At 73.7% G+C, this 18,660-nt stretch carries 13 protein-coding genes; 3 read left to right on the forward strand and 10 right to left on the reverse strand.

Annotation, left to right across the window (positions count from 1 at the left end; genetic code table 11):
• Nucleotides 1-13: 13 nt before the first annotated feature.
• The 9 genes from ABIA38_RS27040 to ABIA38_RS27080 all read right to left on the reverse strand — a co-directional run bounded on the left by ABIA38_RS27040 (nucleotide 14) and on the right by ABIA38_RS27080 (nucleotide 13,577).
• Entirely contained in the window at nucleotides 14-1,906 is a 1,893-nt protein-coding gene (locus tag ABIA38_RS27040; RefSeq protein ID WP_424641441.1) for a N,N-dimethylformamidase beta subunit family domain-containing protein, read from the reverse strand.
• Entirely contained in the window at nucleotides 1,903-3,366 is a 1,464-nt protein-coding gene (locus ABIA38_RS27045; RefSeq protein ID WP_424641460.1) for a condensation domain-containing protein, read from the reverse strand. The genes ABIA38_RS27040 and ABIA38_RS27045 overlap by 4 nt, the downstream gene beginning before the upstream one ends.
• Nucleotides 3,359-3,625: an acyl carrier protein gene (locus tag ABIA38_RS27050; protein WP_424641442.1), complete on the reverse strand. Its 267-nt coding sequence runs from the start codon at nucleotides 3,623-3,625 to the stop codon at nucleotides 3,359-3,361. The genes ABIA38_RS27045 and ABIA38_RS27050 overlap by 8 nt, the downstream gene beginning before the upstream one ends.
• Complete coding sequence (locus ABIA38_RS27055; RefSeq protein WP_424641443.1) at nucleotides 3,622-3,852, reverse strand: MbtH family protein; 231 nt, start codon at nucleotides 3,850-3,852, stop codon at nucleotides 3,622-3,624. Before ABIA38_RS27055 ends, ABIA38_RS27050 begins: the two co-directional genes overlap by 4 nt.
• Nucleotides 3,852-7,172 (reverse strand): non-ribosomal peptide synthetase, encoded by a 3,321-nt coding sequence (locus tag ABIA38_RS27060; protein WP_424641444.1) that lies wholly within the window; start codon nucleotides 7,170-7,172, stop codon nucleotides 3,852-3,854. The genes ABIA38_RS27055 and ABIA38_RS27060 overlap by 1 nt, the downstream gene beginning before the upstream one ends.
• Nucleotides 7,169-8,683, reverse strand: a complete 1,515-nt coding sequence (locus ABIA38_RS27065; RefSeq protein WP_424641445.1) for a class I adenylate-forming enzyme family protein — start codon at nucleotides 8,681-8,683, stop codon at nucleotides 7,169-7,171. The genes ABIA38_RS27060 and ABIA38_RS27065 overlap by 4 nt, the downstream gene beginning before the upstream one ends.
• On the reverse strand, nucleotides 8,680-8,802 hold the full coding sequence (locus ABIA38_RS27070; RefSeq protein ID WP_424641446.1) for a hypothetical protein: 123 nt from the start codon (nucleotides 8,800-8,802) through the stop codon (nucleotides 8,680-8,682). The genes ABIA38_RS27065 and ABIA38_RS27070 overlap by 4 nt, the downstream gene beginning before the upstream one ends.
• Complete coding sequence (locus ABIA38_RS27075; RefSeq protein WP_424641447.1) at nucleotides 8,799-12,212, reverse strand: amino acid adenylation domain-containing protein; 3,414 nt, start codon at nucleotides 12,210-12,212, stop codon at nucleotides 8,799-8,801. Before ABIA38_RS27075 ends, ABIA38_RS27070 begins: the two co-directional genes overlap by 4 nt.
• Before the next feature lie 435 nt (nucleotides 12,213-12,647).
• Nucleotides 12,648-13,577, reverse strand: coding sequence for an NAD(P)-dependent oxidoreductase (locus ABIA38_RS27080; RefSeq protein ID WP_424641448.1), 930 nt, complete (start codon nucleotides 13,575-13,577; stop codon nucleotides 12,648-12,650).
• 115 nt (nucleotides 13,578-13,692) lie between these two features.
• On the opposite strand from ABIA38_RS27080, the gene ABIA38_RS27085 reads away from it, so the two are divergent.
• The gene (locus ABIA38_RS27085; RefSeq protein ID WP_424641449.1) at nucleotides 13,693-14,427 is read left to right on the forward strand and encodes a winged helix-turn-helix transcriptional regulator; all 735 of its coding nucleotides are present in this window, start codon (nucleotides 13,693-13,695) and stop codon (nucleotides 14,425-14,427) included.
• Nucleotides 14,428-14,440: 13 nt separating this feature from the next.
• Here the strand turns inward: ABIA38_RS27085 and ABIA38_RS27090 are convergent, their stop codons facing one another.
• Nucleotides 14,441-15,679: an ROK family protein gene (locus ABIA38_RS27090; RefSeq protein WP_424641450.1), complete on the reverse strand. Its 1,239-nt coding sequence runs from the start codon at nucleotides 15,677-15,679 to the stop codon at nucleotides 14,441-14,443.
• A gap of 239 nt (nucleotides 15,680-15,918) precedes the next feature.
• Here ABIA38_RS27090 and ABIA38_RS27095 point away from each other — a divergent pair, with 239 nt between their 5' ends.
• Nucleotides 15,919-17,391: an APC family permease gene (locus ABIA38_RS27095; protein ID WP_424641451.1), complete on the forward strand. Its 1,473-nt coding sequence runs from the start codon at nucleotides 15,919-15,921 to the stop codon at nucleotides 17,389-17,391.
• The gene (locus tag ABIA38_RS27100; RefSeq protein ID WP_424641452.1) at nucleotides 17,388-18,479 is read left to right on the forward strand and encodes an ROK family protein; all 1,092 of its coding nucleotides are present in this window, start codon (nucleotides 17,388-17,390) and stop codon (nucleotides 18,477-18,479) included. Before ABIA38_RS27095 ends, ABIA38_RS27100 begins: the two co-directional genes overlap by 4 nt.
• The last annotated feature ends 181 nt before the right edge of the window (nucleotides 18,480-18,660 follow it).

Genomic DNA, 18,660 nt, shown 5'->3' on the forward strand with positions numbered 1-18,660 from the left:
CCTGTCCGGCGACCTAACCGATCGCCGATCGCCGGCGCAGTCTTGCCCCCGGGGCGGTGACGATCAGGCTGCCCGCGTAGCCGGTCAGGGTTCGGCAGCCGTCGGCCGGGGGTGGTTCCCCGGGGAGCGGTGTGAACGGGGCACGGGCCGCCACCGGCAGGCGGGTGACCAGCCGGCCGGTCCGGTCGGCGGCGTACAGCCGGCCGTTCATCGCGGCGAGGGCGATCGTGCCGCCGGCCGGGCCGAGTTCGCGCCAGGGGGCCTCGGTGTCGGGGTCGTCGGGCAACGCGGTCGCGGGCACGTGGTACAGGACGTCGCCGGCGTCGACCGCGAACACGCCGCCGTCGCACAGCGCGAAGGCGAGCGTGCCGGCGGGTAGTCGGGCGACCCGGGTCCACGGCGCCGGTTCGCTCAGCGGGGGGCGGCGCAGCAGGCGGCCGTCGGCGCCGGCCGCGTACAGGACCAGCGGCAGCGGGCCGGCCGCCTCGCGCGCGGCGGCCAGAGCGAGCACGGAGTCCGCGGCGCCGATGGTGCGCCAGGGCAGGTTCTGGCCGCCGGGCTCGCGGCAGACGAGCGCGCCGTCGGTGTCCACCGCGAACAGGAAGCCCGCGCAGGCCGCGAGCGCGCGCAGGTCGGCGGCGGGCCCGATCACCTCCCACTGCGGCGGTCGGTCGGCGGTGAACCGGTCCAGGACGTTGCGGGTGATCCGGTCCACCACCGGGTCGGCCAGCGCACTGCCCCAGTTGATCGTGCCCGCGTTGAACACGGTGCCCGCGCCCAGCCGGAAGGTGCCCATCACCGCGTCGCCGCCCTGCCCCCAACGGGCCCAGTGCCGCAGATCGGCGGTGGCCAGCACGACGAACGACGGCGGCGTGCCGTCCCGGCCGGTGGTGCGCGGGACACCGGTGCTCCAGTCGAGTTCGGCAGCGTCCGTCTCGTAGCCCAGGGCACCTTGGCCGAACTTGTCGCCGTCGGCGAGCCCGGTGCCGGCGAAGACCCAGTGGTCGGCGAATCGGGCCAGATACGCCTCCTCGCGGATCACCTTCATGCCCTCGCCCCACGCGCCCGCGCCGCGCCGGAAGCTGAGCCCGGTCATCGTGTTCTCCGGGCGGTGCACCGGCGCGCTGGACCACTCGACGGTGACCCGCTCGGGATCGATCGTGGCCATCGGGTCGGTGAGCGCGTCCCGATGGCACACCATCGTGCGGCCGTCGTCCTCCAGGCGCATCTGCCACCACGCGGTATTGCCCGCGAAGATGGCCAGATTGCCGCCGCGCCGGACGAACGCCTCGACGGCGTCGCGTTGTTCCTTGGACCAGTACTCGTCGTGGCCGTTGACCACCAGCAGCCGGTAGCGGGCCAACAGCCGTTCTCCGCCGTGCAGATCGAGCCCCGAGCAGAACTCGACCGGGCGCCCGGTCGCCCGCAGCCAGCGCAGCAGGCCCTCCTCCCAGCGCTCCGGCGGCGGCCCGCCGCCGGGTCGGTCGAAGGTGACCCGGGCGGCCCGGTCCGGCTGTTCGGCGTAGTACAGACCGTGGCCGGCCAGCCCGGACCGGTTGTACGCCTGCCAGGTGGCGAACGGTACGGACACCAGGATCGGCGCGGTCGTCCCGGGATTCGCGGCCCGGACCACGAACCAGGCCTCGTGGTCCTGGGGTTCGACCCCGGCGAGCGGGGTGCCGTCGTCGAAGGTGGCCCGGTAGAGCGAGCTGGGCCACTCGGGCGGGACGGCCAACTCCCAGGTCGCCCCGGCCACTCGGGCGCGGGTCAGCACCCGTTCGGTGGTGGCGTCGGTGACCGTGACGGTGCCGCGGACCGGGCCGCCGCCGTCGGTGTCGGCCAGGTGGAAGCGCAGCCGGCCGCCCGCCTCGACGGACGTCGCGCCGGCGTACGCCAGGATGCTCATGCGACCGGCTCCGCCACACGTTCCGCGAAGCCGGTCAGCGCGCCGATCGGCAACTCCCGTCCGCTCGCCGCGCGGACCAGCAGATCCTCCAGCGCGACCAAGTGCGCCTCCAGCGCGTGTACCGGGAGGTACGCGGTGTCGCCGGTGACACTGACCACCAGCGCGTCGCCCTCGGCGATCACGTGCATGCAGTACCGGCAGGCGATGAACTCGTGCCCGCCGACCGCCTCCACCCGACTGCCGCGCCGCTCGGCGTCCAACTCGGCGGTGGTCGGCGCCGGGCCGGGCGCGGGCGGCCGGTCGACCAGGCGCATGTCGTTGAAGCAGCAGAACGGCCGGATCGGGGTGCCGCGTTCGGCGGTGATCCGGAGCATCAGCTCGTTCCACCGGTCGGGGTCGTAGCCCGCGCTGCGATACGCGCGCAGCGACGCCTGCCACGCGGCGGGCAACAACTCGCTGAAGCGCGCCGCCGGATCCAGGTCAAGGACGAACAGGCCCTCCTGGGACAGCGTGCTGACCAGATCGCGGCTGTCCGCGCGGAACCGGTTGGCCACGATCGGCAACATCACCGCGGTGTCCCGGCCGCCGGCGCGCGCGGCCAATACCGCGGCCCCGGCCAGGAGTACGGCCGACGCGCTGAGCCGGTGCCGCAGGGCGACCGCGTCGGCGGCGCGGGTCAGCGCCGTGGACACCAGGCGCACGGTACAAAAACGCGGCGCGGCCGGTTCGGCGACGACATCCGCGAACACCGTCGGGGCGATCCGCCGGTAGTGCGTCTCCCAGTGCCCAAGCGCCGATTCGCCCCGACGCAGCCCGGTCGCCGAGGACTGCTCGTGGGCCAGGTCGAGTGGCCCGGCCGAGCTGATCCGGCCCGCCGAGCCGCGCCGGACCAGCAGGCGCAGATCGCGGACCAGGACCTCGACACCGTGCCCGTCGGTGGCCACGTGGCACAGCGCGAGCGCCACATAGCGGACCCGGCCGCCGTGCACGATCAACCCGGCCCGGATCGGCCACGCGTCGAAGTAATCGAAGCGGGTCGCGCCCAGCCGCTCGGCCACCGCCGCCGCGACCGTGTCCGCGTCCTCGATCCGGGCCGCCTCGAACACCTCCACCGGCAGGGTGCCCACCGCGTGCCGGGCCTGCCGGGGTTCGCCGTCGCCCGCCACCAGGCGGGTCCGCAACGCGTCGTGACGCTCCATCAGCCGGGCCAGCGCGGCGCCGACCCGGCCGACGTCCACCGGCTGCCCACGATCGGCGATCGGCAGGACACGGGTGATGTTGAAGTAGTGATCACTGGGCGCGGTCCGCCGAATCGCCTGCCAGATGGCCCGCTGACCCCACGTCAGCGGCGCCTCGATCGGCGCCTCCGCCGAGACCGCGAACGGCGCGGACACCTCGTAGGGGGCCGCGACCGGCACCTCGGCCGCGACCCCGATTCTCGCCGCGCCCCGCTCAACCATCACCCACCGCCACACCGTGCCGGGTCAGCCGGTCCACCAGGGTGTCCAGGTCTTCGACGAAGTCGAGATCGGCGTCCAGGTCGAAGAACACGTCGAACTCGCCCTCCAGCGCGTCGATCAGCCGCAGAAAGGTCAGCGAGCTGACCCCGGCCGCGGTCAGCGAGCCGTCGGTTTCCAACACCTCGCGCGCGCTCACCTCGCCGTCGCTGACCTGGGCGATCAGCGCGGCCACCCGTTCGCGCAGCGCGCCCGTGCTCATGCGGCGTCCCCGGCCAGGCGCCGGCGCAGGCTCAGCGGGCGGATGTCCGGCCAGACCCGGTCGATGTGCGCCGAGCACTCCGTACGGGTGCCGACGAAGCCGGTCGGCACCCACCCGGCGGGCGGGTCGGTGCGCAGCGGCCACAACGAGTGTTGCTCCTCGTCGTTGACCACCACGCGGTACTGGGGCTCCGGGGTTTCGGGGTGGGTCTCGGTCTCGGGGCTCATCACTGCTCCTGGAGTTCGCGGATGGCGTCCGTGACGCCGGTGACGGTGGGGGTGTCGAAGAAGACGTCGAGCGGGACCTCGACGCCCAGGCGCTTGCGGATGCGCGCGGCGATTTGAGTGATCGTCAGCGAGTGGCCGCCCAGGTCGAACAGGTCCTCGTCCAGGCCGATGTCGTCCAGGCGCAACACCTCGGCCCAGATCGCCCGGACGGTCTCGGTCGGTTCGTCGGCCGGCCCGCCCGGTGCGCCGGAGGGGTCGGTGGGGTCGATCGGCTCGGCGCGGGCGGGGGCCGGTTCGGGCAGGCGGGAGCGGTCCAGCTTGCCGTTGGGGGTGAGCGGGAAGGTGTCCAGGGTCAGGAAGGTGCTCGGGATCATCGCGCTCGGCAGGGTGTGGGCGAGGAAGGCGCGCAACTCGGCCGGGTTCAGCGGGGGTTGGCCGGGCTCGGCGACCAGGTAGCCGACCAGGCGGGCGTGTTCGGTGTCCGCGGCCAGAAGTCGGACCGCCGCCTGGGCGATGGCCGGGTGGGCGGCCAACCGGCCCTCGATTTCCCCCATTTCGATCCGGTGGCCGCGCAGCTTGACCTGCGCGTCGGTACGCCCGACGTAGTCCAGGCCGCCGCCGGGCAAGTGCCGGACCAGGTCGCCGGTGCGGTACAGGCGGGCGCCGGGCGGACCGAACGGGTCGGCCACAAAGCGCTGGGCGGTCAGCCCGGGCCGGCCCAGGTAGCCGTGCGCGACGCCGTCGCCGCCCAGGAACAGCTCGCCCGGGAGGCCCTCGGGGACCGGATGCATCCGGGCATCGAGCACGTACGCCCGGGTGTTGGCCAGCGGGCGACCGATCCCGGGCGGCGCGTCGGTGTCGAGCTCGGCGTAGGTGGACCACACGGTGGTCTCGGTGGGGCCGTAGACGTTGACCAACCGGCCCACCGCGCCCCGGAGTTCGGCGGCCAGCGGGGCGGGCAACGCCTCGCCGCCGGTGATCGCGGTCAGCCCGGGTCGATGCAATCCGGCGGCGAGCAACACCCGCCAACCACTGGGGGTGGCCTGCACGTGGGTGATCGCATGCCGCTCGAGGAGGTCGAGTTGGGCCGGTCCGTCCCGATGCCGATCGTCGGGTACCAGGACCACCCGAGCCCCGGTGACCAGCGGCAGCAGCAGCTCGACGGTGGAGATGTCGAACGACAACGAGGTCAGCCCGAGCCACCGATCCGCCGACCCGGCCCCGAGCCGCTCGCGCAGACTCGCCAGCAGATTGGCCAGCGCGTGATGCGGCACCTCGACCCCCTTGGGCCGCCCGGTCGACCCGGAGGTGTACAGCACATACGCCGGATCCCCGCCCGAGGGTCGCACCGGCGGCCGGGCCCGAGCGGGCTCCGTGCCGAACAGATCGGGCCCGGACAGATCAGGGGCCCCGAAACGCAACGGCCCGGCCACCGAGTCCGGCGGGAGCTTCCTTCGTTCCGCGCCCGAGCCGACCCCGGCCACCGCGCCCGGCCCGTCGGGGGCCGAGTCGGCACGCGCATCGGCCGATCCCGCCGCCCGCTCGGCCACGGCGGCCCCGGCGGCCCCGATCCGCCCGCCCGCGCCCGAGTCGGCTTCCCCGCCGCCCGGTTCCCCCGCCTCCTCCGTCACGATTGCCGCGATCCGGGCGTCGGCCCGGATGAAGGCCAGGCGTTCCGCCGGGTAGCCCGGGTCCAGGGGCAGGTACGCCGCGCCGGCCGCCAGGATGCCCAGTACGGCGGCGACCTGTTCGCCCGTGCGCGCGGACTCGATCGCCACCAGGTCGCCCGCACCGATCCCGGCCGAGCGCAGCCGCGCCGCGAAGACGTAGGCCGCGGAGGCCAACCGGCGGTAGGTCAGGAACCGGCCCGCGCAGACGACGGCGACCGCGTCGGGCGCCGCGCAGGCCCGCGCGGCGAACAGGTCGAGCACGGTGTCCCGGGTCGGGTAGGGCGTGTCGGTGGCGTTGTCCGTGTGCAGGACCCGGACCAGTTCGGCCTCGGGCAGCAGCGGCAGGTCGCCGATCGGCAGCTCCGGGTCGGCCAGCGCGGTGGTGAGCAACGTCGTGAAGTGGCCCGGGATGCGCGCCGCCACGCCCGGCGCGAAGCCGTCCGTCGGCACGTGCAGCGCGCCGTCGATCCGGTCTCGCCCCTCGACCAGTTGCAGATGCGCCGTGTTGCGCGCGGTCGGCGGCAACACCACCCACTCGACGCGCACTTCGACACCGGGGAACACCGGCTCGACCGCGCGGGTACGCCGCCGGTAGCTCACCGTCAGCTCGGCCAGCGCGGTCCTGGGCCCCAGTCCGCGCACGGTGTGGCTGTACGGCACGTCGCGAAACGCGTAGATCGCCCGCAGCTCGGCCCGCAGTTCGCGGGCGAAGGCGCCGAACTCCCGGTCGGCGTCCGGCCGGGAGGACACCGGCAGCTCGTTGACGTGCAACCCGACCCGGCGTTCCTGCGCGGGGGTGCGGGTGGACAGCTCCACAGCGGTACGCACGCGCGCGTTGCCGTAGCGGAACAGCAGCACATGCCAACCGGCAAGCAGCAGTTCGAAGTGGGTGACGCCGAGCCGCCGGGCGGCCTCGTCGAGCGCGTCGACCACTTCGGGGCCGAGGGTGAACGGCAGTACGGTGCCCGGCGCCGGCTCGACACCCGGCCGCGCGGTGGGCAACAGCCCCGGCAGCACCGCCCGACCCGGCTCCTCGCGATGCCGGGCCCACACCCGCGTGGTCTCCGCCTCCGGGTGATCCGCCGACGCCCAACCCGCCTCGCCCGGCCCGCCGCCGTCCGGAGCCGGCGGCGCGGTACCGTCGCGCGCCGCCCGGTAGGCCCGGGCCAGCGTGGCGACCACGATCTCCTTGGACGTCCCGTCGAAGACCAGATGATGCGCCGTCACCAACAACCTGTGCCGGTCCGGGCCGAGGGTGAACAGCGTGAAGCGGGCCAGTGGCCCGGCGGACAGGTCGAAGGGGCGGGCCAGTTCGGCCCGGATCGACGCGTCGATCGTGGCGTCGTCGGCCGCCGCGTGCCGCAGCGGCGCGGGCGCGACCCGGACCAGGCCCGGTGCGCCGTCCCGTTCGCCGACCGCGCCGGCAAGGACCGGGTGACGCGCGACGGTTGCCGCGCACGCCGCGGTGAGCGCGGCCACGTGCAACGGCCCGTCGAAGCGCAGCAGCACCGACAGGTGGTAGGCCGACCCGGCGGGCAGCGTGCGCTCGGTCACCCACACGCCCGACTGGGCGGCGGACAACGGCGCGAAGCCGGGCCCGGGAGCCGGTTCCTCGGTGCTCGGGGGGATCTGATCGTTCGTCACAGTCATGGTCGGACCTCGTCGTCCAGGAGCCGGCGCAGCTCACGCTTGAGGATCTTGCCGCCCTCGTTGCGCGGCAGGGAGTCCCGGAACAGCACGTGTCCGGGCAGTTCGTGTGCGGCCAGCCGTTCCATCAGGAACACCCGCAGCTCGGTCGCGGTCGGATTGCCCCGAGGCACCACCACCGCCGCCACGCTCATCCCGAGGACCGGGTGCGGCACCCCGAACGCGGCGGCGTCGATCACCCCGGGATGCTCGTGCAGCGCCTCCTCCACCTGGAGCGTGGAGACCTTGTACGCACCGGACTTGATCACGTCCCGCTCGCGGTCGACCAGGTACAGGAAGCCGTCCCGGTCCAGATAGCCGAGATCGCCCATCCGTACCCAACGCCCGGAGAACACCCCGGAGTCGGTCGCCTCGCCGTAGTAGGAGCGCGGCGTGGTGGGGGAGCGCAACCACACCTCGCCGGTCTCGCCGACCGGCAGTACCCGACCCCGGTCGTCGGTCACCCGCAGGTTGCGCAGCGACGCGGGTCGCCCGGGCGAGGCCGGGTGTTCGGGGTCGAACAACATCGTGGTCTGCGCGGGCGCGGCCTCGGTCGAGGTGTAGTAGTTGACGATCTGCGCCTGTGGGAAGAGCCGGGACAGGCCGAGCGCGACGGTCTGCGGCAGTGCGGCGGCGGTGGAGCCGAGCAGCCGTACGGCGGAGAGGTCGCAGCGCTGCACCCGGTCCGCGCCGAGCAGTTCGATCGCCATCGCCGGGACCACGAACACGCTGCCCACCGCGTGCCGTTCGATCAACCGGGCGAAGTGGCCCGGGGTGAAGCGCGGCGCGGCGATCGCGGTCGCCTTCGCGTCGAGCGCGTTGATCAACATGGTCTGCCCGGCATTGGTACCGACCGGGAAGGCGTGCAGGAAGTGCGCCGAATGCCCCAGCGGGCGGCGTCTGGCATCCAGCGTGCAGCCGTGCACCAGGTTGGCGTGCGTCGCGGTCACGCCCTTGGGGGTGCCGGTGGTGCCCGAGGTGTACAGGATCTGCGCCAGGTCGCCGGGCGCGGGCCTGGTGAGCCCGCCCGCGGGGTAGGTCTCGATGTCCTCGACCGGCGCGGTCCAGGCGCCGGTGCCCGCGTCGGGCGGGACCAGCTCCGCGCGGTGCAGTACGGCCGACGCGCCGCTGTGGGTGAGCAGATGCCGGATCTCGGCGGGCGCGAGCCGGTCCGACATCGGCACCGCGACCGCACCGGCCCGCTGCACGCCGAGATAGGCCGTCGCGTAGTCGATCCAGTCGCCGTTGCCGTACAGCAGCGCGACCCGGGCGCCGGGCGGCACGCCGCGCGCGAGCAGCCCGGCGGCGACCGCGTCCGCACGTTCGTCCCACGAGCCGAACGTCAACTTCTCCCGGCCGCACCGGATCGCCGGGCGTTCCGGCTCCACCTGGGCCCGATGGGTGAGCAGCGCGGACAGGCTCTCCGGGACCCGGCGGGCGGTGGCGGGTGGGCGCGGGCGTGTGGTGGTGCTCATCTCGACACCTCCACGGGGATGACCGGGCCGGTGCCGGCGTGGCGGCGCGGTCGGCGCTCCGGGAGTTCCCGCTTGGTCGCGGACAACGTCGCGCCGCGCGTGGGGGATTCCGTACTCATGGCTGCGGACGATTCCTCTCGGCGGAGAGCAACTGTTCGGCGGTCTCGTCGTCCAGTGCCTCGAGGTCGGCGACCAGGAGGTCCTCGACGGCGGCGGCGAAGGCGGCCAGGGTGCGGTGGGTGAACAGGGTGCGGAGCGGGACGACGAGGTCGGCGGTGCCCGCGATCCGGGCGGTCACCCGGGTGGCGAGCAACGAGTGGCCGCCGAGCTCGAAGAAGTCGTCGAGGACGCCGACCTTGTCCAGGCCGAGCACGTCGGTCCAGATCTCGGCGATCAGTTCCTCGGCCGTGGTGCGCGGCGCCAGATAGCCGGCCGGTTGCTCGGCACGCCGATCGGGGACGGGCAGGGCCCGGTGGTCGAGCTTGCCGTTGGCGGTCAGCGGCAACCGGTCGAGCCGGACCAGTGTGTCGGGGACCAGGTGCGCGGGCAGCCGGCCGGCCAGCTCGGCGCGCAGCTCGGGGACGGACAGATCGGCGGTGGTCACCACGTAGCCCACCAGCGCCTGGTCACGGGCGACCACCGCGGCCTGTTGTACCCCCGGGCGACCGAGCAGCGCGGCCTCCACCTCACCCGGCTCGACCCGGTAGCCGCGCACCTTGACCTGCGCGTCCAGCCGACCGAGGAACCCCAACTGCCCGTCCGGGCGCAGCCGGACCAGGTCGCCGGTGCGGTAGCGGCGGGCACCGGGCGGCCCGTCGGGGTCCGGGACGAACGCGGCGGCGGTGGCTCCCGGGCGGCCCAGGTAGCCGTGCGCGACGCCCGCGCCGCCGATCAGCAACTCGCCGGGCACGCCGGGCGGGACCGGATCGCCGTTCGGATCGGCGACCACGAGGTGGGTGTCGGCGATGGGTGTCCCGATCGGGGGCCGCGTGCGGGCGTCGGCCGGGCCCAGGTCCGCGGTGGTCGCGATGATCGTGGTCTCGGTGGGTCCGTACGAGTTGACCAGGCGCACCCGGTCGCCGAATCGGGCGCGCCACGCGGCGACCGCGCCGGGGCGGACCTGATCGGCGCCCAGGATCAGCAGGCGCAGTGCGGGCGGCCAGGCGATGGTGTCGGCGCCGGCGCCCGCCTCGACGAGTTCGTGCCAGTAGGGCGTGGGCAGGTCGAGCACGGTGACGTCGGCCGCGCCGCCGTCGGCGAGTACGTCCGGCAGGGCGGTGTCCGAGGCGGGCAGGACCAGCGTGGCGCCGGCGGTCAGGGCCGGGTAGAGCTCCTCGGCATGCGTGTCGAAGCTCGGCGACGCGCTCTGGAGCACCCGATCGCTCGGCTCGATACCGTAGCCGGCGCGCATCCAGCGCACCCGGGCGGCGAGCGCGCCGTGCGGGACCAGGACACCCTTGGGCACGCCGGTGGAGCCGGACGTGTAGATCAGATACGCGGGGTCCGGCGCGGTGGGTTCGACGGGGTTGCCGGGTGGGCCGGTCGGGGCCGGTGCGTTCGCATCCGCGAGGACGGGAGTGACCCCCGTCGGCAGGCCGGCGGCGTGCGCGGCGTCGGTGACCACGACCCGGGTCCCGCTGTCCGCGAGCATGAACTCCAGCCGGGCGGCCGGGTATCGGGGATCCAGCGGCAGGTATGCGGCGCCCGCGCGCCAGGCCGCGAGCATGGCCACGACCGCGTTCGGTCCACGAGGGCACAACACGCCGACCAGCCCGCCGGCCACGACGCCGGCGGCCCGCAGCCGGGCGGCCAAGGCGGCGGCGCGCAGGCCCAGTTCGTGATAGGTGAGACTGCCGTCGGGGCTGCGCAGGGCGATCCGGTCACCGGGCACCAGGGCGATCGCGGCGGGTACGGACTCGGCAGGATCGTCGTGCCGCGCGCGGGGCACCGGCGCCGGGTCGGTGGTCACGGGTGCCGATTCGGCCGGGTCCTCGTCCGGCGCGCGCGGCGCCCGCTCGGCCCGATCCCCGCGCAACGCGTCCAGTCGGGCCCGGTCGTCGGCGGTGAGCACCGGCAGGAGGTGTACGGGCGTGTCCGGGTTCGCGAGGGCGGCGCGCAGCAGGGTATCCAGGCGGGCGGCCAGGGCGACGACGGTCGGCTCGTCGAACAGCGCGGTGCGGTAGCCGAAGACCGCTTCCAGGTCGTCCCCGGCGCGCCGGATGTCCAACGACAGGTCGAACTTGGCCGCCCGATGCCCGCCGTCCAAATCGGCCACGTCCAGGTCGGCGAACCTGCGGGCGGGGCCGGCGTCCCGGTCCTGGGTGTGCACGGTGAGCAGGGTCTGGAACAGCGGTGCGGGGGCGCTCGGATCGCGGTCCACGCGCAGTTCGGCGAGCAACCGCTCGAACGGGATGCGGTCGTGTGTGTAGGCGCCGAGCGCGGTCCTGCGGGTGCGGCGCAGCAGTTCGCCGAAGGTCGGTTCGCCGCGCAGGTCGGCGCGGAGCACCAGGGTGTTGGAGAAGTAGCCGATCAGGTTCTCGTCCTCGACCTCGCCGCGTCCGGCGATCGGGGCGCCGATCGCGAAGTCCCGTTGGCCGCCGTGCCGATGCAGCAGGGCCTGGTAGCCGGCGAGCAGGATCATGAACGGCGTGCAGCGGCGGGTGTGCGCGACCGCGTCGAGCGCCGGGCCGATGCCGGTCAGTCGCCGGGTGTGGAAGGCGGCGGCGGAGCCGGTGTCGGCCGAGCGCGGGTGGTCCAGCGGCAGTTCCAGTGCGGGCAGGTCGCCCACCTGTCTGCGCCAGTAGTCGAGCGCGCGTTCGGTATCCGGGTCGTGCTCGCGCTGCCGGGCGGCGTACGCACCGTAGGCGGGCAGCGGCGGGAAGGTCGGCGTGATGCCGTCGCGGTGTGCGCTGTACCGCAGTTCGAGCTCGCGGCGCAGCAGGTTCAGCGACCAGCCGTCGGCCAGGATGTGGTGCAACACCACGCACAGTACGTGCTCCCGGGCGCCGAGCCGGATCAGCGTCACCCGCAGTGGAGGGGCAACGGCGAGGTCGAAGCCGGTGTTCACCCGCTCGCCGAGGACGCGCGCGAGGGGTTCGGCACCCGGCCCGGTCAGGTCCACGAGCTCGATCGGGACCGGGCCGGGCGGTTCGACCACGGCGACGGGGCGTCCCTCGTCGTCGGGGAACCGGGTCCGCAGCGCGTCGTGCCGGGCCACCACACCGTCGAACGCGACGCGCAACGACTCGGGCCGCAGCGGGCCGGTCAGACGCAACACCCATGGGATGTGGTACGCGGCGTCGCCGGGGTCGAACCGGTCCAGGAACCACAGCCGTTCCTGCCCGAAGGACAGCGTGGTGGGTTGCCCGGCGGGCCGTTCGGCGGCCGGACCCGGGGTCGGCGCACCGGGGTACGGTCCGTCAGGTCCGTCAGGTCCGCCAGGTCCGCCAGGTTCGACGTGCGCGACGTGCTCGGCCGGTGCGGTCCGCGCCCCGGACCGGGTTCGGGAAAACGTTCGTTCGTCGTCCATGTCGACCCCCTCGCCGGCATCGCCCGAGGGACACGACGCGCCGACCGAACGGCTCTGCCGTCATCCCGTTCCCGCGATCCGACGCGGGCGTCGCATTGCGGCACGGCGGCGTGCCGGGCAACGTGCCGTCGCCCGATCGAAGTCCGCCCCCGTGGCGTGCGTCGGCCACGCTAGGAGTGCCATCGACACAGTGTCAATGGTCTATACCAAACCTAATATTGGTCCAGACCTTGAATCGCAGCGGAAGGCGCGCGACCTGCGCCGAGAGACCAACCGGGTGTTCCGGAGCGGGTCGATCCGACGGGTCGGATGCCGTCGCCGGCGGCGCACCCGGCGGCACCGCTCCCGGCCGGGAGCGGGACCGGCGCCGACCGACGATTTCCGGCCGGCACCGACCCGGGCCTCGGCCCCGATCCGGCCCGGAACCCGTGGTGCTCAGCGCCTGAGCAGATCCACCAACCCCGTCCCGCTCTCGTCGCCGTGCCCGTCCGCCACCCGACGCTCCATCAGGGCCAGGTAGGGCAGCAGCAGTTCGGCGTCCACTCCCTGCTCCCGGGCGGTGCGCAACAGCGTCGGCGCGCCCGCGACCTGCATGGCGAGCGTGGAGGCCACGCCCGTCGTGTAGTCGCCGCTGTCCAGTTGTGCGGCCATCCGCCGTGCGGTCGGCGCCATCGCGGTCAACCACTCGGCGAGCAGCGGGGCGAACTCGCTCGGCGCGATGTCCTCCCCGCGGATCAGCGCGAACGCGTGCGACAGGCCGGCGAACATCCCGGTCATCGCGCTGAGCAGGGCCACGTCGTGGAGCGCGGCGAAGCCGGGATCGGTGCCCACATACCGCGTGGCGGCCGGTACGGCCAGAGTGTCCCGATGCGCCTCGAACAGCTCGCCGGAGCCGCTGTAGAACACGTAGGCGCCGGTGTTCGGCACCCCGATCATCGGCGGGATCGCCATCACCCCACCGGCCAGGAAGCGCGCTCCGCGCTCGGCGGCCCAGGCGGCGCCGGCCCGGGAGTCGGCGGGGGTGCCGGTGGTCAGGTCGACCAGGTCCCGCCCGGCCGGATCCAGATCGGCCAGCGTCGCGCCCACCGACGTGTGGTCGAGCAGGCACACCACGACCAGTTCGGCCGAGGCCATCGCCTCGGCGGGGGTCGCGGCCACCTCGGCGCCGAGCGCGGCGAGCGGCTCGGTTCGGCTCGGGGTGCGGTTCCAGACGGTCAGCGGATGCCCGGCGGCCAGCCAGCTGCGGGCCAGCGCGCCGCCCATGGCGCCGGTGCCGAGCAGGGCCAGCGGGGCCTTGGCGGGGGTGGGGTGCGCGGGAGCGGGGTGCGAGCGGTTGGTTTCGGCTGCGGAGGTGTCGGATTCCATGCCGATTAGGCTGGTCGCGGGCCTCGGGACGAACAAGTACGCACTTCGAAGTGGGTGCTCCGGCGTACCGGGGCGAGGCAAGTGGCCGAGTGGCCGAGTGGGCGGGAGGACGGACATGGCGAGCGCGCGCAGGCCGGGAGCGTACGTCTGCGGCACCGACGCGGCGATGGACGTGGTCGGCGGCAAGTGGAAGGTGCTTATCCTGTGGGCGTTGAACGAGCACGCCTGTCGGTTCGGCGAACTGCGCAGACTGGTACCGGGCATCACCGAGAAGGTGCTCGCCTCCCATCTGCGGGAGTTGGAACTGGACGGCGTCGTGCACCGCGAGGAATACGCCGAACTGCCGCCGCGCGTCGAATACTCGCTCACCCCGCTGGGCGACTCGCTGAACGAGGCGCTGCGCCCGCTCGGCGTCTGGGGCCGTACGCATCTGCTCGGTGACCGGGCGTATCCGAGCGCCGACGCGGATCGGCTGATCGTCTTGTCGGTGGTCCGTGAACAGGGCGAACTCACGGACCACGAATGGCAGTTGCTCGCCCCGCTGCTGCCCGCGCCGGCCCGCGCGGGCGGCCGGTGGCGCGATCACCGACAGGTCGTCGACGGCGTGCTGTTGCGCACCCGGACCGGTATCCGCTGGCGCGACCTGCCCGCCCGGTTCGGTCCGTGGCGCACGGTCGCCGCCCGCCACCGCCGATGGACCGCCGACGGCACCTGGGCCGCGCTGCCGGACGCGTTGCAGACCCGGTTGGCCGCCGGTGTCGACGCGCGCGACGAAGCGGTCCTGCGTGACCTGATCGGCCGCCTGGGCGAGGTGGCCCGACTGGCCGGATCGGCCTCCTCCGCCGCCTGAGGGGCGATCGTGCTCAGGTCTGCCCCATCGTGTGGTGCGTGAACACCCGATCACGGGCGGTGGCCACCGCGGTGGCCACCGCGCCGAGCAGGACCGCCTCCTCGCCCAGGCCGCTCGCGGTCACGCGCGGGCGCAGCGGGGTCAGGTCGTGCAGTTCGGCGATCATCGGCGCGAGCAGCAGGTCGGCGTTGGCACCGATGCCGCCGCCGAGCACCACCAGTTCGGGGTCGAGCACCGCACTGACCGCGGCCACCACATGGGCCAATCGTTGTGCCTCGTGCCGGACCGCACTGGCGGCCGGTTCCTCCGCGCGGCGCGCGGCGTCGAAGACGGTCTTCGCGGTGAGCGGCCCGGTCATCCCCAGCGCCCGGGCGCCGCGCACGACCGCGTCGGCGGACACCGCGTCCTCGAGCATCCCGCGACGCGGCACCGGTGCGCCGGCGCCGTGCCCGACCCGGTCCGAGGGGCGCGGGGACAGCGGCAGGAAGCCGATCTCGCCCGCCGCGCCGCTCGCGCCGGGGAACAGCCGCCCGTCGGCGACGATGCCCATGCCGAGCCCGGTGCCCACGGTGACGTAGACGAACAGCGGACAACCCGCGCCGGCTCCGCCGTGATACTCGCCGAGCGCGGCCAGGTTGGCGTCGTTGACGATCTCCACGGTGGTGCCGAGCGCGGCCTCCATCCGGCCGCGCAACCCCGGTCGGCCCCAGCCGGGCAGGTTGACCGCGTAGCGGATCCGGTCCGCCGCGCGGTCGTACACTCCCGGGCAGCCGATCACGGTGTGCACCACGGCACGCGGCGCCAAGCCCGCGTCGGCGACCACGGCCCGGGCCAGGTCGGTGGCGGTGGCCAGCATGGTGGCCGAGGTACGGGCCCGGTTGTGCCGGTCCTGCCGGGCCAACAACCGGCCGTCCAGGTCGGCCACCGCGACCCGGATCCAGGACCGCCCGACATCGATGCCCACCACGTAGCCCGCGGTCGGATCGGGCTCGTACAACAGCGCGGCCCGCCCGCGCGTACCGGTCTCCAGGCCCACCGCACGCACCAGCCCGGCCCGCTCCAACGCGTCCAGCGCGGTGGACACGGTCGGCTTGGACAGGCCGGTGTCGCGGGCGAGTTGGGCACGCGAGATGGGCGCGGCGGCGCGGACCCGGTCGAGCAGTACGCGCTCGTTGTTGCTGCGCAGCACGCCCCGGTTCCAGTGCGCCACGGTCGGCGCGTCGGGTTCCGGCGGGATCCCACCTGCGGTCATCGGTACTCCGTCGGCTCTCCGTCAGCGGCGTTGGGTTCGTCGCGCCACTTTAACGGCCATGACCGGGCAAAGATGTGCGCCCGGCCGCGACTTGCCCTTGACGGCTAATAGTTAAGGAATTTTACTTTACGAGCCGGCGGCACCGCGCGCGCCGGGTCGCACTTCGAAGTCCCTTGCTCCGCAGCCCCGTTCCGCCCCCGGCGTACTCCCGGAGGGCGGCCCAGTCCTGGAGGTTCACGGTGAGCGCCGGCCCAAGAGCGACCACGCCGGACGGCGGTTTCGTCCGCCGGATCGGCCTGTTCCAGGCGACCGCGATCAACATGAGTCAGATGTGCGGCATCGGACCGTTCGTCACGATCCCGCTGATGGTCACCACCTTCGGCGGGGCACAGGCCATCCTCGGCTTCCTCGCCGGCGCCCTGCTCGCCCTCGCCGACGGCCTGATCTGGGCCGAACTCGGCGCCGCGATGCCCGGCGCCGGCGGCACCTACATCTACCTGCGCGAGGCGTTCCAGTACCGCACCGGGCGGTTGATGCCGTTCCTGTTCGTGTGGACCGCGATCCTGTTCATCCCGCTGATCATGTCCACCGGCGTGCTCGGCATGGTGCAGTACCTGCAATACCTGTGGCCCTCGATGTCGCAGACCGAGGGCGACCTCGTCGGCGTCGGCGTGGTGGTCCTGGTGGTCCTGCTCCTGTGGCGCCGGATCGAGTCGATCGGCCTGCTGACCACCGTGATGTGGGTGGTCATGTTGTTGAGCGTGGGCGCGGTGATCCTGGCCTCCTACACGCACTTTCACCCCAGTCTGGCCTTCAGCTACCCGCACGACGCGTTCGACCTGGGCACCACCGGATTCTGGCTGGCCTTCGTCGGCGGGCTCAACGTCGGCATCTACGACTACCTCGGCTACAACACCAGCGCCTACCTGGGCGCCGAGGTCAAGCACCCCGGCCGGGTCCTGCCGCGCTCGATCGTCTACTCGATCCTGGGCATCATGGCGATCTACCTGATCATGCAGATCGGCGTGCTCGGCGTCACCGACACCGACACCATCTCCGGTTCCTCGTCGATCGGTTCACTGGTCCTGGAGCAGGCGTGGGGCAAGGGCGCGGCGCAGACGGTGACCGTACTGATCCTGATCACCGCCTTCGCGTCGGTGTTCACCGGCCTGCTCGGCGGCTCGCGGGTGCCCTACGACGCGGCCCGCGACCGGGTGTTCTTCAAACAGTTCGCCCACCTGCACCCGCGCCACCGCTTCCCGACCGTGGGTCTGCTCACCATGGGAGCGGTCACCGCGGCCGGCTTCCTGATCGGCAACCACACCGACTTCAACACGATCATCGTGCTGCTCACCGCGGTGATGGTGATCGTCCAGGCGGTCTCCCAGATCGCCGCGCTGATCGTGCTGCGCCGCCGGCAACCCGGCCTGGAACGCCCGTACCGCATGTGGCTCTACCCGGTGCCCGCGGTGGTCTCCCTGATCGGCTGGATCGCGATCTTCTGCTACGCCGACCAGAACTCGCCCGGCCGCCACCCGATCGAATGGGCCCTGGCCTGGGTCGCGCTCGGCTGCGCCGCGTTCCTGGTGTGGGCGCGGGTGGAGCGGACCTGGCCGTTCGGCCCCAGGGAGATCACCGAGGAATACCTGACCGGGTCGGGCGCGGAGACCGGCGGGACATTCGCCGGCGGCACTGTCGCGGAGCCCGCATGACGGCGCTCCACCGCGACCGGGCCCCGGACGCTCCCGGTTCGCCGGGTTCTCCCGGCACACCCGGCACACCCGGTTTGCTCGGAACATCGGGTACACCCGGCATCGTCCCCGCACCGGAGCGGGCGTTCGCCCGCTCCGGTGCGGGTGCGGGTGCGGCCTTCGTCTGCGGGATCGACTTCGGCGGCACCAAGATCGCGGTGGCCACCGCGCGGCCCGACGGCACGGTGCTGGCGAACGACCGGCTGACCACCGACGCGCGCGAGGGCGCGGCCCAGGCGGTCCGGCGCGCGGTAGCCGCCGCCCGCGGGCTGATCGAGCGCACTGCGGCGGCAACCGGCGGGCAGTGCACGACCGTTGGTGCGGTCAGCCCCGGAATCGTGCTGCCGGACCGGGTGTTGCTCGCACCCAATGTGCCGGGCTGGGAGGACCTCGCGCTCGCCGCGACGCTCGCCGAGGGGTTCGGCCTGGACCCGGCCCGGATCGCGGTCGGCAACGACGGCAAGGCCGCCGCGCTGGCCGAATCCCGCTGGGGCGCGCTGTGCGGCGCCGACCCGGCGATCCTGCTCACCGTCGGCACCGGGATCGCGGCGGCGATCGTGCTGGGCGGGCGCGTATTGACCGGCGCACACGGCGCGGCGGGCGAGATCGGCTACCTGCTGCGCGGGCGCGCCGACACCGGATTCGGTGCGGGCCGGGCGCCGTTGGAGGAGTACGCCTCGGGCAGCGGCCTGGGCACCCGCGGCAGCGAACTGCTCGGACACGACGTGGACGCCGCCGCGCTGTTCGCCGACCCGGACCCGCGCGTGGCCGCCCTGGTCGACGACGCGCTGGACGAACTGGCCGTGCACATCGCCAATTTGGCGACCACCCTGGACGCGGAACGGATCGCGGTCACCGGCGGCCTGATGCACGCGGCACCACGGGTGCTGGCCGCACTGCGGGCCAGGACGCGCGAGGCGGTGCCGTTTCCGCCCGCCGTGGTACCGGCCCGCTTCCTCCAGGACGCGTCGCTGCGCGGGGCGCTGTCCCTGGCCACGGAACTGCTCGCGAATCCGGCCGGATTGGCCTCGAGCGTCGGTGGCGGTTGACTGCTTCGGGGCCGAACCACTGCCCTGCGCTCCCGAATTCCGGTTCCGGGATGCGCAGGGCGGTGGCCGAGCGTCACCCGGCCGATCGGCGCGCACTCGGCGGCCTGCTCGGGGCGACCCGGAATGCCTACGCGAGTAGAACGAACGGGTCGGCGACAACCTCCAATGTCTCTTATGCACC

This window comes from Embleya sp. AB8, assembly GCF_049739465.1.
Taxonomy (GTDB): domain Bacteria; phylum Actinomycetota; class Actinomycetes; order Streptomycetales; family Streptomycetaceae; genus Embleya.

Coding starts and splice junctions, on each gene's coding strand:
- ABIA38_RS27080 (WP_424641448.1), bottom strand. CDS start 13,577: ATGGAATCCGACACCTCCGCAGCCGAAACCAACCGCTCGCACCCCGCT.
- ABIA38_RS27070 (WP_424641446.1), bottom strand. CDS start 8,802: ATGAGTACGGAATCCCCCACGCGCGGCGCGACGTTGTCCGCGACCAAG.
- ABIA38_RS27045 (WP_424641460.1), bottom strand. CDS start 3,366: ATGGTTGAGCGGGGCGCGGCGAGAATCGGGGTCGCGGCCGAGGTGCCG.
- ABIA38_RS27065 (WP_424641445.1), bottom strand. CDS start 8,683: ATGAGCACCACCACACGCCCGCGCCCACCCGCCACCGCCCGCCGGGTC.
- ABIA38_RS27040 (WP_424641441.1), bottom strand. CDS start 1,906: ATGAGCATCCTGGCGTACGCCGGCGCGACGTCCGTCGAGGCGGGCGGC.
- ABIA38_RS27085 (WP_424641449.1), top strand. CDS start 13,693: ATGGCGAGCGCGCGCAGGCCGGGAGCGTACGTCTGCGGCACCGACGCG.
- ABIA38_RS27050 (WP_424641442.1), bottom strand. CDS start 3,625: ATGAGCACGGGCGCGCTGCGCGAACGGGTGGCCGCGCTGATCGCCCAG.
- ABIA38_RS27055 (WP_424641443.1), bottom strand. CDS start 3,852: ATGAGCCCCGAGACCGAGACCCACCCCGAAACCCCGGAGCCCCAGTAC.
- ABIA38_RS27060 (WP_424641444.1), bottom strand. CDS start 7,172: ATGACTGTGACGAACGATCAGATCCCCCCGAGCACCGAGGAACCGGCT.
- ABIA38_RS27100 (WP_424641452.1), top strand. CDS start 17,388: ATGACGGCGCTCCACCGCGACCGGGCCCCGGACGCTCCCGGTTCGCCG.
- ABIA38_RS27090 (WP_424641450.1), bottom strand. CDS start 15,679: ATGACCGCAGGTGGGATCCCGCCGGAACCCGACGCGCCGACCGTGGCG.
- ABIA38_RS27075 (WP_424641447.1), bottom strand. CDS start 12,212: ATGGACGACGAACGAACGTTTTCCCGAACCCGGTCCGGGGCGCGGACC.